The organism is Streptomyces lydicamycinicus (assembly GCF_000829715.2).
GTDB classification, from domain to species: domain Bacteria; phylum Actinomycetota; class Actinomycetes; order Streptomycetales; family Streptomycetaceae; genus Streptomyces; species Streptomyces lydicamycinicus.
In genome coordinates this window covers 299,295-315,767 of sequence record NZ_BBNO01000001.1, presented here as the reverse complement: position 1 = coordinate 315,767, position 16,473 = coordinate 299,295, and the positions used below count along the sequence as shown (strand labels likewise).

The 16,473-nt window shown below is 71.5% G+C and carries 18 protein-coding genes; 7 read left to right on the top strand and 11 right to left on the bottom strand.

What is annotated here, in order from left to right:
- Positions 1–1,332: Ig-like domain-containing protein (locus TU31_RS01365; protein WP_078885495.1), on the bottom strand; the 1,332-nt coding region annotated here is incomplete at its 3' end.
- Positions 1,333–1,966: 634 nt separating this feature from the next.
- Here TU31_RS01365 and TU31_RS01360 point away from each other — a divergent pair.
- Positions 1,967–2,506 (top strand): GNAT family N-acetyltransferase, encoded by a 540-nt coding sequence (locus TU31_RS01360; RefSeq protein WP_042147589.1) that lies wholly within the window; start codon positions 1,967–1,969, stop codon positions 2,504–2,506.
- Positions 2,507–2,629: 123 nt separating this feature from the next.
- Here the strand turns inward: TU31_RS01360 and pdxR (TU31_RS01355) are convergent, their stop codons facing one another.
- Positions 2,630–4,051 carry a MocR-like pyridoxine biosynthesis transcription factor PdxR gene (pdxR, locus tag TU31_RS01355; protein ID WP_042147587.1) on the bottom strand — a complete coding sequence of 474 codons (1,422 nt, stop codon included), beginning with the start codon at positions 4,049–4,051 and terminating at the stop codon, positions 2,630–2,632.
- A gap of 47 nt (positions 4,052–4,098) precedes the next feature.
- Between pdxR (TU31_RS01355) and TU31_RS01350 the strand changes: the two genes are divergently transcribed.
- Genes TU31_RS01350 through TU31_RS01340 form a run of 3 tightly spaced genes read left to right on the top strand, consistent with a single transcriptional unit; the run spans position 4,099 to position 5,854 of the window.
- Positions 4,099–4,617: a carboxymuconolactone decarboxylase family protein gene (locus TU31_RS01350; protein WP_042147584.1), complete on the top strand. Its 519-nt coding sequence runs from the start codon at positions 4,099–4,101 to the stop codon at positions 4,615–4,617.
- A complete protein-coding gene (locus TU31_RS01345; protein WP_042147580.1) occupies positions 4,614–5,114 on the top strand; it encodes a carboxymuconolactone decarboxylase family protein in 501 nt (166 codons plus the stop codon). The genes TU31_RS01350 and TU31_RS01345 overlap by 4 nt, the downstream gene beginning before the upstream one ends.
- Entirely contained in the window at positions 5,111–5,854 is a 744-nt protein-coding gene (locus TU31_RS01340) for an isocitrate lyase/PEP mutase family protein (protein ID WP_042147575.1), read from the top strand. The genes TU31_RS01345 and TU31_RS01340 overlap by 4 nt, the downstream gene beginning before the upstream one ends.
- A gap of 102 nt (positions 5,855–5,956) precedes the next feature.
- Here TU31_RS01340 and TU31_RS01335 read toward each other — a convergent pair whose 3' ends face one another.
- Positions 5,957–6,487, bottom strand: a complete 531-nt coding sequence (locus tag TU31_RS01335; protein ID WP_078885493.1) for a carboxymuconolactone decarboxylase family protein — start codon at positions 6,485–6,487, stop codon at positions 5,957–5,959.
- 46 nt (positions 6,488–6,533) lie between these two features.
- On the opposite strand from TU31_RS01335, the gene pdxR (TU31_RS01330) reads away from it, so the two are divergent.
- On the top strand, positions 6,534–7,961 hold the full coding sequence (pdxR, locus tag TU31_RS01330; protein WP_042147571.1) for a MocR-like pyridoxine biosynthesis transcription factor PdxR: 1,428 nt from the start codon (positions 6,534–6,536) through the stop codon (positions 7,959–7,961).
- Between the two features lie 62 nt (positions 7,962–8,023).
- Here pdxR (TU31_RS01330) and TU31_RS01325 read toward each other — a convergent pair whose 3' ends face one another.
- Together TU31_RS01325 and TU31_RS37785 are read right to left on the bottom strand one after the other, a co-directional pair.
- Positions 8,024–9,172, bottom strand: coding sequence for a trypsin-like serine peptidase (locus TU31_RS01325; RefSeq protein ID WP_042147567.1), 1,149 nt, complete (start codon positions 9,170–9,172; stop codon positions 8,024–8,026).
- A gap of 327 nt (positions 9,173–9,499) precedes the next feature.
- A complete protein-coding gene (locus TU31_RS37785; RefSeq protein WP_245698370.1) occupies positions 9,500–9,649 on the bottom strand; it encodes a hypothetical protein in 150 nt (49 codons plus the stop codon).
- A 25-nt stretch (positions 9,650–9,674) separates the two neighbouring features.
- Between TU31_RS37785 and TU31_RS40175 the strand changes: the two genes are divergently transcribed.
- Both TU31_RS40175 and TU31_RS01320 read left to right on the top strand, forming a co-directional pair.
- Positions 9,675–9,797, top strand: coding sequence for a hypothetical protein (locus tag TU31_RS40175; protein ID WP_275451765.1), 123 nt, complete (start codon positions 9,675–9,677; stop codon positions 9,795–9,797).
- Positions 9,798–9,814: 17 nt separating this feature from the next.
- Positions 9,815–10,141, top strand: coding sequence for a DUF4326 domain-containing protein (locus tag TU31_RS01320; RefSeq protein ID WP_042147564.1), 327 nt, complete (start codon positions 9,815–9,817; stop codon positions 10,139–10,141).
- Between the two features lie 54 nt (positions 10,142–10,195).
- On the opposite strand, the gene TU31_RS01315 is transcribed toward TU31_RS01320, so the two are convergent.
- The 6 genes from TU31_RS01315 to TU31_RS01295 form a co-directional block, all read right to left on the bottom strand.
- Positions 10,196–10,408 carry a hypothetical protein gene (locus tag TU31_RS01315; protein ID WP_042147562.1) on the bottom strand — a complete coding sequence of 71 codons (213 nt, stop codon included), beginning with the start codon at positions 10,406–10,408 and terminating at the stop codon, positions 10,196–10,198.
- A gap of 177 nt (positions 10,409–10,585) precedes the next feature.
- Positions 10,586–11,578, bottom strand: a complete 993-nt coding sequence (locus TU31_RS01310) for an ABC transporter substrate-binding protein (protein WP_042147559.1) — start codon at positions 11,576–11,578, stop codon at positions 10,586–10,588.
- A gap of 2 nt (positions 11,579–11,580) precedes the next feature.
- Positions 11,581–13,578 carry an ABC transporter permease gene (locus TU31_RS01305; protein ID WP_042147556.1) on the bottom strand — a complete coding sequence of 666 codons (1,998 nt, stop codon included), beginning with the start codon at positions 13,576–13,578 and terminating at the stop codon, positions 11,581–11,583.
- Positions 13,575–13,748 carry a hypothetical protein gene (locus TU31_RS39005; protein WP_181018508.1) on the bottom strand — a complete coding sequence of 58 codons (174 nt, stop codon included), beginning with the start codon at positions 13,746–13,748 and terminating at the stop codon, positions 13,575–13,577. Before TU31_RS39005 ends, TU31_RS01305 begins: the two co-directional genes overlap by 4 nt.
- Positions 13,748–14,878: a quaternary amine ABC transporter ATP-binding protein gene (locus TU31_RS01300; protein ID WP_042147553.1), complete on the bottom strand. Its 1,131-nt coding sequence runs from the start codon at positions 14,876–14,878 to the stop codon at positions 13,748–13,750. The genes TU31_RS39005 and TU31_RS01300 overlap by 1 nt, the downstream gene beginning before the upstream one ends.
- Entirely contained in the window at positions 14,878–16,419 is a 1,542-nt protein-coding gene (locus tag TU31_RS01295; RefSeq protein ID WP_042147550.1) for a GMC family oxidoreductase, read from the bottom strand. Before TU31_RS01295 ends, TU31_RS01300 begins: the two co-directional genes overlap by 1 nt.
- Between the last annotated feature and the right edge of the window lie 54 nt (positions 16,420–16,473).

Here is a 16,473-nt window from a genome sequence, read left to right as displayed (position 1 = left end):
GACAAGCGTGCCCGTCAACGTCGGACCACCGGAGATGACAAAGGTGACTGTGCCGGTCGGGGTGCCCGACCCCGGAGGCACCGGGGCGACCGTGGCCGTGAACGTCACCGACTGACCCACCACCGACGGATCCGGCGAGGACGTCACCGTGGTGGTCGTCGCCGCCTGGCCCACCGTGTGGGTGTCCGTGCCCACGGAGGAGTTGAAGTTGGCATCACCGCTGTAGGTCGCGGTGACCGTATGCGTACCGGCGGAAAGGGAACTGGTACTGACGCTCGCTGTGCCCCCGGAGAGGGTGCCGGTCAAGGTCGGACCACCACTGATGACGAAGGTGACCGTGCCGGTCGGGGTGCCCGCACCCGGAGGAACCGGAGCCACCGTGGCCGTGAAGGTCACCGACTGACCGACCGCCGACGGATCCGGCGCCGAGGTGACCGTGGTGGTCGTCGACGCCTTGTTGACCGTCTGGGTGTCGGTGCCGCTCGACGACGCAAAGCTGCCGCTGCCGCTGTAGGTCGCGGTAACGGTGTGGGGGCCCACACCGAGGCTGCTGGTGGTGACGCTCGCCGTGCCACCGACGAGCGGGGCGGTCAGCGTGCCGCCTCCGGTACCGCTGATGACGAAGGTGACCGTCCCGGTCGGGGTGCCCGAGCCGGGCGGGACGGGGGCGACGGTGGCCGTGAAGGTCACCGGCTGCCCGAAGACCGACGGGTCGGGGGACGAGGTGACCGTGGTGGTCGTCGGCGTCAGGACCTGCTGCACCGTCTGCGTATCGGTCCCGGACGACGCATTGAATTGCGCATTGCCGCCGTATGTCGCGGTGATGAGATGGGTGCCCGGGGTGAGACTGCTGGTGGTGACGGTCGCCGTACCACCGACGAGCGGGGCGGTCAGCGTGCCGCCCCCGCCACCGGCGATGACGAAAGTGACCGACCCGGTCGGGGTGCCCGCACCGGGCGCGACCGGCGCGACGGTGGCGGTGATGGTGACCGGCTGTCCGAAGTTCGACGGGTCCGGCGACGAGGTCACCACCGTGGAGGTCGAGGCCTTGACGATCGTCACCGACCCGAAGCCGCTGGACGGCGAGAACTGGGGGCTGCCGTTGTAGTTCGCAGTGAAGGTATGAAAACCGATGGGGATACCGGTCGTGGTGACGGTCGCGGTGCCACCAACGAGCGGGGCGGTCAGGGTGGGTCCGCCGGCGACGACAAAGGTCACGGTGCCGGTGGGTGTCCCCAGGCCCAGTGGGATGACGGTGGCGGTCAATGTTACCGGTTGTCCGAAGACAGCCGGGTTTGGCGCTGCGGACGCCAAGGTGAAGGTGGGTGCCATGCTATGGCCCTCCGGTCGCGGGATGTGGGCGGGCCGTTCAGCTCCCCGCGGAGCTTGTGGTTCTGCGGGAAGTGGGCATCAACCTGGGGAGCAGGCTCGGTAATGACAGCCGACGGTGATTCGCACCTGCATACCAATGCCATCCGCCAGGTAGGCAACCCGCCGGTCGATAGCATCAGTAGGCGCGCCGATCATGCCGCCACGCCATAGCCGTCACACCCATTTACCCTGAATGGCGCAGCGCGAAGTGGCGCCCAGGACGCAGCGGGGCGCGCGCCACCGGGCGTACACGTGACAGGGGTCGGCACTGGTGACCCGCGGTCAGTACGTGACGCCGCCGGAAGCGGCACCGGCACCACCATCAACGCCGTTGCACAACCGCGTAGTTGAGGGCGGGACGTACGCGGGTGGGGGGCTGCCGGACATTCGCTTGATTTGCCAGCGCAACGCGCCCCTCGGGGTCGGCGAGCGGGGCACAGGGCTCTCCCTTTGTCGCCTCAACCGGCATTCAGCGCAAGGGAGTTGGGATCGCGAGACGCGACTTTCCGCCAGTCGCCCGGATCGACCGCCGTCTACGCTGGCCAACGGATCGGGGCAAGATCCCGTTCACCCCGAAGGACGGAGGAGCCAGACCATGACCGAGCACGCCCGAGCACTGGAACAGCTGCCCGGACAGCTGACGTTGCGCCGCCCGGTTCCCGCGGATCACGCGCGGCTTCAGCAGGCCCTCGCGGGCTGGTGGGACGGCCTGGGCGGCGAAGCGGGCGCACGGCAACGCCAGTTGCTCGTACCGCGTCTCTGGCTTCAGCACTTCGCCGGCACCAGCTTCCTGGTCGAGCGGCCCGACCAGACCCTGCACGCCTTTCTGATCGGCTTCCTGTCCCAGACGGATCCCAGGACCGCGTACATCCACTTCGCGGGCGTGTGCCCGGAGGGCCGGCGGGAGGGCCTGGGCAGCACCCTCTACGACCGCTTCTTCGCCACGGTCCGCGCGTCCGGCCGTAGTCAGGTCCGCTGCATCACCAGCCCCAACAACCGCAACTCCATCGCGTATCACACTCGTATGGGGTTCCAGCTGGAGCCGGGCGACCGGATCGACGACGACGGCGTCCCGGTGCACGGCGACTACGACGGGCCGGGGCTCGACCGGGTCTGCTTCGTACGGGAGTTGTGAGGCGGAGCGAGCGGTCCGGCAGCGCGGGCCGGAGCTCGCGCCGCCTCCGGACCGGCGCATCGCGTCCGCGAACAGGCGCCGGCGCGTCGCGGCGGCGGCGCACACCGGCCCGTCTGCTCCCCCCTACTCCCCGGGCTCCCCCGGCGGCAGCGCCCGGAGCAGGGCGTCCAGGGCGTGGGTGAAGGAGTGATCGGGTGGGGTGCCGTAGGCCACCACCAGGGCGTCGCGGGAGGCCGGTGGGGCGGTGGGGTCGTGGAAGCGGCTCAGGCCCTCCAGCGCGAGCCCCTGCCAGCGGGCGCCCTGGACGATGGACTGCTCGGTGCCGGGCGGGAGTTCCAGCACGGCGTGCAGACCGGCGGCGATGCCCGAGACATGGACATGGGGCGCCCGGTCGGCCAGAGCGGCCACCAGCTGATCGCGGCGCCGCCGGTAGCGCAGCCGCATGCCGCGCAGATGGCGGTCGTAGGCGCCGGAGGACAGGAACTCGGCGAGGGTGAGCTGATCCGGCGTGCCGGACTGCCATTCGCCGGTGCCCTTGAGCGCGAGCACCGGGTCCACCAGCCGGTCCGGCAACACCATCCAGGAGAGCCGCAGCGCGGGGGCGAGGCTCTTGCTGGCGGTGCCCAGGTAGACGACATGGTCGGGGTCGAGTCCCTGGAGGGCGCCGACCGGCTGGCGGTCGTAGCGGAACTCGCCGTCGTAGTCGTCCTCCAGGACGAAACCCCCGGTGGACCGCGCCCAGTTGACGGCCGCGGCGCGGCGGTCGGGGTGCAGCGGCACGCCGGTGGGGAACTGATGGGCCGGGGTGAGCAGCGCCGCCCGTACGCCGTCGAGCGCGGCCAGCTCCTCCGTACGGGCGCCGCGTTCGTCCACGGTGAGCGGGACGGTGGCCAGGCCGGCGCGGGTGATGACGGCGCGGTGGAAGTCCAGGCCGTACGACTCGGTGGCCAGCCGCCCGGTGCCCAGCACCCGGCTGAGCAGGGCCAGCCCCTGCATGAAGCCGGCGCAGATGACGATGTGGTCGGGGTCGGCGCGGACGCCGCGGGCGCGGGCTAGGTAGTCGGCGAGGACGGTGCGGAGTTCGGGGCGGCCGGCCGGGGTGCCGTAGCCGAAGGCCTCGCTGGGGGCGGCGGTCAGGGCGCGGCGGGCGGCGGCGAGCCAGGCGGTGCGGGGGAAGGCGGAGACATCGGGGGTGCCCGGGGTGAGGTCGAAGCGCGGCCGGTCGGGGTGGCCGGCCGGACCCGGGGTGCGCGGCGAGGCGGGGGTGGCGCGCGGCAGGACCCTCTCCGCGACGCGGGTGCCGGAGCCCTGCCGTGCGCTCAGCCAGCCCTCGGCGACCAGTTCGGCGTAGGCGTCGGCGACGGTGTTACGGGCGATGCCGAGGTCGGCGGCGAGCGAGCGGGAGGACGGCAAGCGGGTGCCGGGGGTCAGCCGGCCGGACCGTACGGCATCCCGCAGGGCGCGCAGCAGCGCGGCCCGCAGCCCGCCGGGGCCGGTGAGGTCGAGGTGCAGATCGCGACCGAAAGTGGCCCAGGAATTCCCCATGGAAGTGGACCATACCGCTGTGCCATTACCGCCGTAGCGTCGTAGCCATGACGACCACACCGACACCACAGACGACGACACCGGCCACGGCCTCCGGGACGGCGGAGGGCGCGGCGCACCGGCACGGCCCCCGGCTGCCCTGGGCGAAGCTCGCGCCGGACGTCTACAAGGCCATGATCGCGCTGGACGCGGCGGCGAAGCAGGGCCTCGACCCGACGCTGGTCGAGCTGGTCAAGATCCGTGCGTCGCAGCTCAACCACTGCGCCTTCTGCATCGATATGCACATCAGGGACGCCCGCAAGGCCGGCGAGACCGAGCAGCGGATCTATCTCCTCAACGCGTGGGAGGAGGCCGCCGGCCACTACACCGACAAGGAGCAGGCCGCCCTCGCCCTCACCGAGGCGATCACCCTCCTCACCGACGGCTTCGTGCCGGACGCCGTCTACGACCGCGCCGCGGGCCACTTCGGCGACACTGAACTCGCCCAGCTCATCGCCCTGATCACCACCATCAACGCCTGGAACCGCTTCGGCGTCTCCACCCGCATGGCCCCGGGGCGGGCATGACCGTGACCGAGACCCCGCGGCTCCCCTTCTACCGGCTCGCGCCCGGCATCCACGGTCCGCTGCTGGCACTGACCCGGGCCGCCAAGAAGGACCTCGACCCGGCCCTGGTCGAGCTCCTGCTCATCCGGGCCTCACAGCTCAATCACTGTGCCTTCTGCCTCGATATGCATGTCACGGATGCCCGTAAGGCCGGGGAGACCGACGAACGGATCGCCCTCCTCGGCGCCTGGGAGGAAGCCACCGGTCTCTACTCCCCCGAGGAGCAGGCGGCCCTCGCCCTCACCGAGGCGGTGACCCTGCTGCCTCAGGGCGGCGTCCCGGACGAGGTCTACGACCGGGCGGCGGCCCACTTCGGGGACACCGGCACCGTCCGCCTCATCGCCCTGATCACCGCCATCAACTCCTGGAACCGGATCAATGTCGCGGCCCGTATCCCGGTGGGGGCGAGTCTGGCCCCGGCCGAAGCGGCGCCCACTCCGGTCGGCGGTGCGTCATGACGGCCGCCGCACTCCGTGCCCTCCACCACGGCCCCGGTCTCCCGCTGGTCCTCCCCGGCCCGTGGGACGCGGCGAGCGCCCGGGTCTTCGCCGACGCCGGTTTCCCGGCACTGGCCACCCCCAGCGCGGGCATCGCGGCCTCCCTCGGCCACGAGGACGGCGCGACCCCGCCCGACGAGATGTTCGCCGCCGTCCGCCGTATCGTCCGCGCCGTCGACATCCCGGTCTCGGCGGACGTGGAAGCCGGATACGGCCTGTCCGCCAGGGAGTTGGTCGGCCGGCTCGCGGACGCCGGGGCGGTGGGCTGCAACCTGGAGGACACCGACCACTCCACCGGCACACTGCGGGACGCGCAGCAGCAGGCGGACTGGCTGGCCGAGGTACGCGCCGAGGCAGGTGACGCCCTGGTGATCAACGCCCGGATCGACACCTACCTGCACGGCGTCCGGGACCGGGACGAGACGGTCCGCCGCGGCCGCCACTACGCCGAGGCCGGCGCCGACTGCGTCTACCCGATCCTCGCCCCGCCGCCCCTGCTGGCCGGCCTGGCCACCGCCATCGGCCTCCCGGTCAATGCCGTGGTGACCCCCGACGGCCCCACGCCCCGCGAACTCGGCGCCCTGGGCGCGGCACGGGTCACCTTCGGCCCCGGACTCCAGCAGCGGGCGATGACCGCCTTGGCCGGGATGGCGGAGCAGCTGCGGGAGGAGCTGGAAGGGGGGCCGGCGGCAGGGGGCTGAGGCCCTGAGGAGCCCTTGGGCGGGGGCCGGCCCATGCCCACGACGTGCCGGCCCCGCCTGCCCCTGCCCGCGCCGTGCCCGGTCCCGCCCCCTGGCCCCCGCCTACCGCTCGTCCGTCCCCGCCACCTTCCCCGTGCTGAGGGCAAGCCGGTTCCAGGTGTTGATGGTGAAGATCAGGGCCAGCAGGCGGGCCAGTTCCGGCTCGTCGAAGTGGGCGGCGGCGCGCCGGTAGACCTCGTCCGGTACGCCACCCTGCGCCACCAGGGTCACGGCCTCGGTGAGGGCGAGGGCCGCCCGCTCCTTGGGGGTGAAGAAGTGCGCGGCCTCCTCCCAGACGGCGACCATGTGCAGACGCTCCTCGCTCTCACCGGCCTTGCGGGCGTCGGTGGTGTGCATGTGCAGGCAGTACGCGCACTTGTTGAGCTGCGAGGACCGGATCTGGACCAGTTCCACCAGGGCCGGATCGAGCCCCTCACGGGCCGCGGCATCAAAACCGATCAGCGCCTTGAAGGCCTTCGGCGCGGCCTTCGCGAAATTGACCCGGGGGATGCGCCCCGCCCTCTCGTCCACCGCGTTCGCTTCGTCGGTCCGATCCGTGATCCGTGCCGTGTTGAGCTGCGCTTCGTTCGTCATGCCTTGAATCTAGAAGAGCAGGCGACCGGCTGTAGGGTGCATTTCCATGCCGGAATCATGGGTCAATCCTGCCGAGAGCCTGGGCGCCGATCTGCATCTGGAGCTGACCGGGCCGGGCAGCCGCCGCGCCGTCCTCATCCGGGCGCTGCGGGACGCGATACGGTCCGGACGGCTCGCCCCCGGTACGCGGCTGCCGCCCTACCGCTCGCTCGCCGCCGACCTCGGCATCGCCCGTAACACCGTCGCCGACGCCTACGCCGAACTGGTCGCCGAGGGCTGGCTGAGCGCACGGCAGGGCTCCGGCACCCGCGTCGCCCACCGCGCGAAGCCGCTGACGCCCACCCGGGCCCCGGCCCACCGGGCCCCGGTGAGCCGCCCCACGCACAACCTCCTCCAGGGCCAGCCGGACGCCGCGTCCTTTCCGCGTACCGCCTGGCTCGCCGCCGCCCGCCGTGCGCTGACCGCCGCCCCGCACGACGCGTTCGGCCCCGGCGACCCGCGCGGCCGCCCCGAACTGCGCCGTGCCCTCGCCGACTACCTGGCGCGCACCCGTGGCGTACGCACCGACCCCGAACGCATCGTGATCTGCTCCGGCTTCGCCCACGCACTGCGTCTGCTGCTGCCCGCCGTGCTCCCCGGGCCGCTCGCCGTCGAGTCCTACGGCCTGCCGTTCCACCGCGATCTGCTGGCCGCGGCCGGTCTGCGCACCCACCCCCTCGGCATCGACGAACACGGCGTCGAGAGCGCCGATTTGGCCGCGGCCAAGGGCGTGCAGGCGGTGCTGCTCACCCCGGCTCACCAATTCCCGCTCGGCGTGCCGCTGCACCCCGACCGTCGCGCCGCGGTCATCAACTGGGCGCGGGAGAGCGGAAGATACCTCCTCGAAGACGACTACGACGGTGAATTCCGCTACGACCGCAAGCCCGTCGGCGCCCTCCAGGGCCTGGATCCGGAGCGCGTCCTCCATATCGGCTCGGTCAGCAAGAGCCTCTCCCCCGCGGTGCGGCTGGGCTGGATGGTGCTTCCCGACCGCCTCGTCGACGCCGTGCTGGAGGCCAAGGGCGAGCGCGAGGCCTGGGCGGGCGTCACCGACCAGCTCACCCTCGCCGAGTTCCTCACCCACGGCGCCTACGACCGGCACATCCGCCGGATGCGCCAGCGCTACCGCCGGCGCCGCGACCAGCTGATCGACGCGGTGGCCGGCCACGCCCCGCACCTCACCGTCACCGGCATCGCGGCCGGTCTGCACGCCGTCCTCCAACTCCCCGACGGCGCGGGCGAGCCGGACGAACAAGCGGCCCTGCGCGCCGCCCGCTGGCAGGGCCTGGCCCTCGACGGCCTGTCCGCCTACCGCCACCCCGAGGCCACCATGCCGGCCCGCCACGGCCTGGTCGTCGGCTATGCGACCCCCAGCGACAGCGCCTTCCCCGCCGCCCTGGAGGCACTGTGCCGGGCGCTGCCGCCTCTGGGGTAGCGGCCGTACGGGGTAGCGGCCGTGGGTGGGGCGGCGGGGCCTCCGCCGCCTCCGCGTCCTCCCTACTGGTTCGCGAACTTCTGGCTGATGTCGGCGAAGACCCGCTGGGCTTCCGGGCCGAGGTGGGGGCCGGCCAGCCAGGTGTGGGCGTTGGAGCTGATCGAGGTGTTGGACACCAGGGTCAGCTTGCCGCCGCGGTTGACGAACCAGCCGCCGCCGGAGGTGCCGCCGGTCATGGTGCAGCCGATGCGGTTCATGGCGGGCGTGCCCTGCTGCATGACGAGGCGGCCGGGGCGGGCCGGGCAGTTCATCATGCGCGCGCCGTCGTAGGGAGGTGCCGCCGGGTAGCCGAAGGCGTCCAGGGAGCCGATCTGGTTCGCGGCGGGGGCGTTGAACCAGACCCGGGCGGCGTTGCCGACGGTCTCCTGGAGGGACTTGCCGCTGCCGTTCTCCGGCTTGACGTGCAGCACGGCGAAGTCGTAGGCGGAGCCGCCGTTGCCGGACTTCTCGCTGCCCATGTTGATCCACTCACCGGAGGTGGTGATCCAGTCGGCCCAGAACCGGCCGTAGGGCGTGACCTGCTGGGAGGGCGTGTTGTTGACCTGGTTCATCGGCACGCCGTTGTCGTTGTACGACGGCACGAAGACGATGTTGCGCATCCAGCCGCCCCGCTTGCCGGAGTGCACACAGTGGCCCGCGGTCCACACCAGGTTGGACTTGCCCGGGTGTGCCGGGTCCTCGACGATCGTGCCGGAGCAGACCATCGGGCCCTTGGGGCTGTCGAAGAAGATCTTCCCGACCGGGGCCATGTGCTGGTGGTACGGCCGGGCGACCTGCTCGGCGGTGACCGGCTGCGGTTCGGGGTCCGTACCGTCGAACTCGCTGCCCGTACCGGTGGCCTTGACGCCGATCTCCGGCGAGGTCTTCGCCTTGGCCAGCCGGTCCGACTTCCAGTGGTCCTTGATGATCGGGTTGGCGAAGTCCTTTGCGTCCCGGGCCCACTTGTCCCAGTCCTGCCAGCCGCCGTCCTTCCACTTCTTCAGGTCGTCCAGGCTGGTCGGCGCGCCCTTGGGGAGCTTGAAGCCCCCGTCCTTCTGGTCGGCGGCCGTACCGCCGGCGGCCTGGCCGTCGGGGCCGCAGGCGGTGACGGTGCCCGCGAGCAGTGCGACGAGTGCCGCGGCCGCGGCGGTGGAGCGGCGGATGGATGGCATGGAGCGGGAGTCCCCCTGGTACCGGGGCGGCGCCGAGCGCAACAGCGCGCCGTTGCCGCCGTTAATTGTCATGTCCCTCATCGGGCTGCGCCCTACTATGCCGTCACGCCGGGCCCGCCGGGCAACCAGGTCCCGGCCGCTCGGCACACGTGATGGGCGGGACGTACCGCAATGTCACCTTCGCCGGTCCTGCTCCGGACGGAGCGGGCTCGCCCTGCGCCGATTCACCGCGGACGGCGAGGAGTTGGTGGTCGCGCCGCACCTACGGCGACCCGGAGGTCATACCCGTCATCGACACCGGCCGCCCCGGGGAATCGGCCGCCCCGCTCAGCGGGCGCGCAGGCCGCCGGCAGTGGAGCCGGTGCGGTCGCGCAGGAGGGAGCGCAGGGTGGTGGCGTGCTCATAGCCGACCTTGCGGGCGATGGTCTCCAGGGAGAGGTCCGTGGTCCGGAGCAGGTGCCCCGTCTTCGCGGACACCCCGCCCCTGCGCTGCGAAGGCACCGTGATCCATGCGGGCCGCACCACCGCGACCGCCGAGGCCCGGATCACCGGCACCGCCGACAGGAAGCTGTACGCGCACGCCACCACGACATGCGCCGTGTTCGCACTGCCCGAGGCGGCCTGAGCGGAAGGGACCGGACCGTGGACCGTACGACCGTGGTCAGCCTCAAGGGTCATCGCGACGATCCCGCCTACGCGGACGTGGTGTACGTCGGCCGCGCCATGCACCGGGGCGGCTGGCACCTTGCCGCCTCCCCGCTGGCGAGCCCGTTCCGCCCCGGCCGCGACGGGACCCGCGAGGAGGTGGTCGAGAAGTACCGCGCCCATCTGCTGGGCCGGCCGGACCTGCTCGCCCTGCTCCCCGCCCTGCGCGGACGCAGGCTCGGCTGCTGGTGCGTCCCGGAGCGCTGCCATGCCGAGGTGATCGCGGAACTCGCCGATGCCGGTACGGGGGACGGGCCGCGCTGAGGGCGCCCTGCCCGCTGCACGTTCACGGGGCGTTTCGTCCCCGCAATATCCGGCCTACCGCCGGGCCGCCCGCGGGTCCCGGTGGGCCGCGGCGGGCCGGCTCGTTCCGTAGCGGAAGTCCTGGAGCTGTTCTGCCGTGGGGTACCACTGCTTGCGGCAACGGCAGCACCACCAGCGCCAGTTGTCCCAGTCGGTGCTGGTGTGCGCGGTGTCCTTCCACAGCCGGTCGTCGCAGTCGGGCGTGGGGCAGGTCGGCGGCAGCGGCATGGCGGGCCTTTCGTCGGTGACGGCTGCCCAGCCTTCTCGGCGGGGCGCCGCGCCGTGCGGTGGTTCGTCACCCGCCACCCGAACGGGTAAGGCCGGCCCGCAAGGCCCCCGGAACGCGCTCGCGGGCAGCCGCACACACCGTGCGACTGCCCGCGGGGTTCCGCGCTTGCTGTGCGGCTACTTCTTGGTCAGCCACTTCTTCCAGACGTCCGGGTGCTTCTCCACCCAGCGCTTCGCCGCCTCGTCGGCGGACAGACCGCCCGAGGCGATCGACTCGGAGACCTCGTTCTGGTCGTCCTTGGTCCACTTGAAGTTCTTCAGGAACGCCGCGGCACTGCCGCCCTTCTTGGCGAATTCCGTGTTGAAGTACTTCTGGAGGGGCGTGGTCGGATAGGCACAGTCGATGGACGTGGGGTCCTTGGTGCCCTTCTCCGCACAGGCGTCGGTGTACTTGGGGAGCTTGACCTCCACCATCGGCACCTGATTGAAGAGCCACTGCGGCTCGTACCAGTACGTCAGGAAGGGCTTCTTCTGCTTGGCGAACTGCTGGATCTGGGTGATCTGCGCCGCCTCGGAGCCCGCGAAGACGACCTCGTAGTCGAGCTTGAGGTTCTTCACCAGCGCCTTGTCATTGGTGACGTAGGACGGCGAACCGTCCATCAGCTGGCCCTTGTTGCCGCTCTCCGACGTACGGAGCTGCTTGGCGAACTTGTTGAGGTTCTTCCAGTTCTTGACCTCGGGGTGCTTGTCGGCCCAGTACTTGGGGACGTACCAGCCGATGTGGCCGGTGACGCCGTTGCCGCCACCCGCGGTGATCGTCTTCTTGTCCTTGACGTACCGCTGTTCCTGCTCGGGGTGGCCCCAGTCCTCCAGGATCGCGTCGACCCGGCCCTGGCTGAGGGCGTCCCAGGCGGGGATCTCGTCCACCTGGACGGTGTCGACGTGGTAGCCCATCTCGTGTTCGAGAAGGTACTTGGCGACCGCGACATTGGACTGGGCGCCGACCCAGGTCTGCACCGACAGGGTGACCGACTTGGAGCCCTTGGCCGCCGCGAACGGCGAGGCCTGCTTGGTCATGTCGGCCTTGCCGCAGGAGGACAGGGAGAGGGAGAGGACCGCCGTGCCGGCCAGCGCGGCCGTCCCGATGATCATGGTGCGCTTACGGGACATGGTCAGGCTCCCTTCCCCGTCGTGCGGCGTTCCGTGGGCTGGGTGACCCGGTCGAGCATCAGGCCCAGGCACACGATGGCCACACCCGCGACCAGGCCGAGGGCCAGGTCTCCGGTGGCGAGGCCGGTGACGACGTCGTAGCCGAGGGCACCGCCGCCCACCAGACCGCCGATGATGACGACGGCGAGGACCAGGACCACGCCCTGGTTGACGGCCAGAAGGAGCGCCGGCCGGGCGAGGGGAAGCTGGACCTGGCGGAGGATCTGCCAGCGGGTGGCACCGAGGGACTGCGCCGATTCCATGGCGGCGGGGTCCACCTGGCGCAGGCCCTGGGTGGTGATGCGGATGACGGCGGGCAGCGCGTAGACGACCGCGGCGGCGGCCGCCGGGGCGCGGCCCACGGCGAACAGTGCGACCACCGGGATGAGGTAGACGAACTGCGGCATGGTCTGCATGACGTCCAGGACCGGCCGCAGGATCGCCTCCAGGCGCTTGCTGCCGGCGGCGAGGATGCCGATGCCGAAGCCCAGCACCAGGGTCACCACCAGCGCGGCGAGCACCTGGGAGAGGGTGTTCATCGACGGCTTCCACACGCCCAGCACACCGATGGCGGCCATCGCGAGGACGGCGGTCAGCGCGGTGCGCCAGGTGCCGATGAGCCAGGCGAGCGCGGCGACGATGAGCAGCGTGCCGTACCAGGGCAGCGCGGTCAGGCCGTCACGCAGCGGGTTGAGCACCCAGTTGGTGAAGTGCGCTGCCCAGTCGGCGGTGCCGCCGATGACCGGGACTCCGGAGTAGAGGTGGTCGACCATCCACTCCTTGAAGTCGTTGACGGGGCGGGCGAGGTCCACGACCCAGGCACCCGGCCAGACCAGCGAGCCGCTCAGCCGGCCGGCCAGCGCGAGGGCGGCGGTGACCACGGCGATGCCGGTCCAGGCCTGCCAGCCGCGCAGCCACGCCGGGCCGGCGGCGGCGGTACCGGAGCCGAGACGCTCACCGGCCGCGGCCGTGGTGCGGTCCATGACGATGGCCAGCAGCACGATCGGGATGGCGGCGGCCAGCGCGGCACCGACGTCGACCGAGGCGAGCGCCTGGTAGACGCGGTCACCGAGACCGGCGGCGCCGATCATCGAGGCGATCACGACCATGCCCAGCGCCATCATGATCGTCTGGTTGACGCCGAGGAGGAGGTCCTTACGGGCCATCGGGAGCCGGGCCGTCAGCAGGCGCTGGCGCCCGGTGGCACCGAGCGAGGTGGAAGCCTCCAGGACACCCGCGTCCGCGGCGCGCAGACCCAGCGCGGTCAGCCGCGCCATCGGCGGAGCCGCGTAGATCACCGTGGCCAGCAGCGCGGCGGGGACACCGATGCCGAAGACCAGCACGACGGGGAGGAGGTACGCGAACGCCGGCAGGACCTGCATGGTGTCGAGCACCGGGCGCAGGATCTTGAACAGCCGGTCGGAGAGGCCCGCGGCCAGGCCCAGCAGGGCGCCGACGACCACGGAGGCCACGACCGCCACGACCATCAGGGCGAGCGTCTGCATGGTGGGGACCCACATGCCGAGCAGGCCGCTGACCAGGAAGGAGATCAGGGCGGTGGCGGCGATGCGCAGGCCAGCGACGCGCCAGGCCAGCAGCGTGATGCCGGCCGTGACACCGGTCCAGCCGAGCGCGAGCAGCAGCAGGTAGACGCCGCGTACCGAGATCACCACAGCGTTGCTGAGGTGGCCGAGGAAGTAGACGAACAGCCAGTGGCTGTCACGGTTGTCGATGATCCAGTCGCTGGTCTTGCCGAGCGGGCCGGAGACATCGACGGTGAGGGCGGACGGCCAGGCCGCGCCGTACTTGGCCTGGAGCAGCGGAACGAGCACGGCCGCGGCGACGGCGAGCAGCAGGAGCTTGGCTGGTCCGCGGCGGTCCCGCAGGGCCTGGGCCGGGCGCCACTTGGGGCTGTCGGCGCCGAGGCCGCGCCGAGCGGCCGGGGGTGCGGAGACACTCATGCGCGGCCTCGCTTCACGGTGCCGGCCGGCACGTTCATGGCGGCGCAGCGCTGGGCCTCGCGCCACTGGCGCAGCAGCGCGGCGCGCAGCCGGGAGCGGTGGGTGGCGACGGGTGCGCGGGCGCTGACGGCGCGCAGCGGCGCCGTGCGGTGGGAGGTGGCGGCGTACATCAGGCAGCCACCTCCTCGTCCCGGTGGTCGAGCCGGGCGACCACGTTCAGCAGGCAGGCGTGGTCGACGATGCCCAGGCAGCGCTTGCCGTCGACGACCCGGGCCGCGCCGCCGGAGCGGGCGACGGCCTCGATGGCGTCGGAGATCAGGGTGTCGGGGGTGAGCGCCGGGCCCTGGTCGGCCTCGCCGTCCTCGGCCGGGCGCATCGCGCGGCGCACGGTCAGCACCTGCTCGCGCGGCACGTCCCGGACGAAGTCGCGGACGTAGTCGTCGGCCGGGGAGCCGACGATCTCCTCGGGGGTGCCGAGCTGGACGATCTTGCCGTCGCGCATCAGGGCGATCCGGTCACCGATCCGCAGCGCCTCGGCGAGGTCGTGGGTGATGAAGACCATGGTGCGGCCCTCTTCACGGTGCAGCCGGACGACCTCTTCCTGCATATCGCGGCGGATGAGGGGGTCCAGGGCGCTGAACGGCTCGTCGAAGAGCAGGACTTCGGGGTCCACGGCGAGCGCACGGGCCAGGCCGACGCGCTGCTGCTGACCGCCGGAGAGCTGCCCGGGGCGGCGCTTCTCCATCCCGGCCAGGCCGACCTTGTCGACCATCTCGTTGGCCTTCGTGCGGCGCTCCGCCTTGCCCATGCCCTGGATCTCCAGGCCGTAGGCGACGTTGTCGACGACGGTGCGGTGCGGCAGCAGGCCGAAGTGCTGGAAGACCATGGCGGCCCGGCGGCGGCGCAGCTCGCGCAGCGTGCTGCGGTCCATGGCGCGGACGTCCTCGCCGTCCATCTCCAGCTCGCCGCTGGTCGGCTCGATCAGCCGGGTCAGGCACCGCACGAGGGTGGACTTGCCGGAGCCGGACAGGCCCATGACGACGAAGACCTCGCCCTTGTGGACGTCGAACGAGACATCGCGGACGGCGGCCACACAGCCGGTCTGCTCGCGCAGCTCCTGGGCGCTCAGCTCCGTCACGGAGGAGTCGCCGGGGATGCGCTCTGCTTTGGGGCCGAAGACCTTCCAGAGGTTGCGGACGGAGAAGACGACCTCACGTCCGTCGGAGGCCTCGGTGGCGGCGGTGTCCTTGGACGTACGGGCGTTGGGTATCTCGGATGCGCCGGCGGAGGTGGTAGCCATCACGCATCACCTCCTTGGGTCGGAGCCTTATGGAGCAGTTCAGCGCACTTCTCCCCCACCATGAGCACGCCCAGCATCGGGTTGACCGCGGGCATCGTCGGGAAGACGGAGGCGTCGGCGATACGGATGCCGGACAGCCCACGGATCTTCAACTCGGGGTCGACGACGGCGAGTTGGTCATCAGCGGCACCCATCTTGCAGGTGCCGGCCGGGTGGTAGACGGTGTGTGCCGCCTTGCGCACCAGCTCACTGATCTCCGCGTCGTCGGTGACCTCGGGGCCGGGGAAGACCTCCCGCTTGAGCCACTTGGCGAACGGCTCGGCCTGGGCGACCTTGCGGGCCAGCTTGATGCCGTCGACGAGGGTCTTGCCGTCGTAGTCGTCCTCGTCCTCGAAGTACTTGAAGTCGAGGGCCGGCTTGACCTCGGGGTCCGCTGAGGTGAGGTAGAGGCGGCCGCGGGAGCGGGACTTGGGGATGTTCGGGGTCATCGACACGCCGTGCTCGGGACGCTCGTAGCCCAGCCGCTCGGGGTTGTCGGTGAACGGGATTTGGTAGAAGTGGAACATCAGGTCGGGGCCCTTGTGCTCCGGGTCCCGCTTGACGAAGAGGCCCGCGTCGGAGTCCATCGCGGAGTTGCCCGGGATCGGCCCCTCGGTCTCCCAGACGATCACCGACTCGGGGTGGTCGATCAGGTTCTCCCCGACACCCGGCAGGTCGAGCACGCAGGGCAGACCGAGCGCTTCCAGGTCCTTCTTCGGGCCGATGCCGGAGTGCATCAGCAGCCGCGGGGTGTCGACGGCGCCGGCGCAGACCAGCACCTCACGGGCGGCCTCGACGTAGACCTCCTCGCCGTCCTTCGTACGGACGTGGACGCCCTTGGCGGTGGTGCCGTCCAGCTCCAGCTTGTGCGCCCAGGTCTCCAGCATCAGCGTGAGGTTCGGGCGGTCGCCGGCCTCGATGTGCGGGTGGAGGTAGGCGACGGAAGCGGAGGAGCGCTTGTTGTTCTCCGGGTGGTAGGAGAGGTCGAAGAAGCCGACGCCCTCGTCGAAGGGCTTGTCGTTGAAGCCGACGACCTCGGGGACGCCGAGGGCCGTCTTGGTGGCCTCGATCCAGTCGGTGGCGATCTGGTTCTGGTCCTTCTTCGCCACCCGCACGATGTTGTTGCGCAGCTTGCCGAAGTAGGGGTCCATCTCCTTGGCGCCCCAGCCGGCGGCGCCCGCCGCCTCCCACTCGTCCCAGTCGGACGGCAGCGGCTTGAAGGAGATCAGCGTGTTGTGGGAGGAGCACCCGCCGAGCACCTTGGCGCGGCTGTGCAGGATGTGCGAGTTGCCGCGCGGCTGCTCGGTGGTCGTGTACTCGTAGTCCAGCTCGCCGCCGAGCAGGCCGAGCCACTTGCGCAGCGTCAGCACGTCCTCGCGGTCGATGTCGGAGGGGCCGCCCTCGATGACGGCGACGGTGACGTCCGGGTCCTCGGTGAGGCGGGAGGCGATGACGGAACCGGCGGTGCCGCCGCCGACTACGACATAGTCATACACAGGCATTGGGGGTGCTCCTTCTTACAACGTGCGTGGTGCGGGTGGTGCCAGGGAGGCGGG

Bases quoted from the DNA above. Each gene is read 5' to 3' on its own strand.
- TU31_RS01335 (WP_078885493.1), bottom strand. From the start codon at position 6,487: ATGACGAACGAAGCGCAGCTCAACACGGCACGGATCACGGATCGGACC.
- TU31_RS01345 (WP_042147580.1), top strand. From the start codon at position 4,614: ATGACCGTGACCGAGACCCCGCGGCTCCCCTTCTACCGGCTCGCGCCC.
- TU31_RS01360 (WP_042147589.1), top strand. From the start codon at position 1,967: ATGACCGAGCACGCCCGAGCACTGGAACAGCTGCCCGGACAGCTGACG.
- TU31_RS01310 (WP_042147559.1), bottom strand. From the start codon at position 11,578: ATGTCCCGTAAGCGCACCATGATCATCGGGACGGCCGCGCTGGCCGGC.
- pdxR (WP_042147587.1), bottom strand. From the start codon at position 4,051: ATGGGGAATTCCTGGGCCACTTTCGGTCGCGATCTGCACCTCGACCTC.
- TU31_RS01315 (WP_042147562.1), bottom strand. From the start codon at position 10,408: ATGCCGCTGCCGCCGACCTGCCCCACGCCCGACTGCGACGACCGGCTG.
- TU31_RS01300 (WP_042147553.1), bottom strand. From the start codon at position 14,878: ATGGCTACCACCTCCGCCGGCGCATCCGAGATACCCAACGCCCGTACG.
- TU31_RS01340 (WP_042147575.1), top strand. From the start codon at position 5,111: ATGACGGCCGCCGCACTCCGTGCCCTCCACCACGGCCCCGGTCTCCCG.
- TU31_RS39005 (WP_181018508.1), bottom strand. From the start codon at position 13,748: ATGTACGCCGCCACCTCCCACCGCACGGCGCCGCTGCGCGCCGTCAGC.
- TU31_RS01305 (WP_042147556.1), bottom strand. From the start codon at position 13,578: ATGAGTGTCTCCGCACCCCCGGCCGCTCGGCGCGGCCTCGGCGCCGAC.
- TU31_RS01295 (WP_042147550.1), bottom strand. From the start codon at position 16,419: ATGCCTGTGTATGACTATGTCGTAGTCGGCGGCGGCACCGCCGGTTCC.
- TU31_RS01350 (WP_042147584.1), top strand. From the start codon at position 4,099: ATGACGACCACACCGACACCACAGACGACGACACCGGCCACGGCCTCC.
- TU31_RS01325 (WP_042147567.1), bottom strand. From the start codon at position 9,172: ATGCCATCCATCCGCCGCTCCACCGCCGCGGCCGCGGCACTCGTCGCA.
- pdxR (WP_042147571.1), top strand. From the start codon at position 6,534: ATGCCGGAATCATGGGTCAATCCTGCCGAGAGCCTGGGCGCCGATCTG.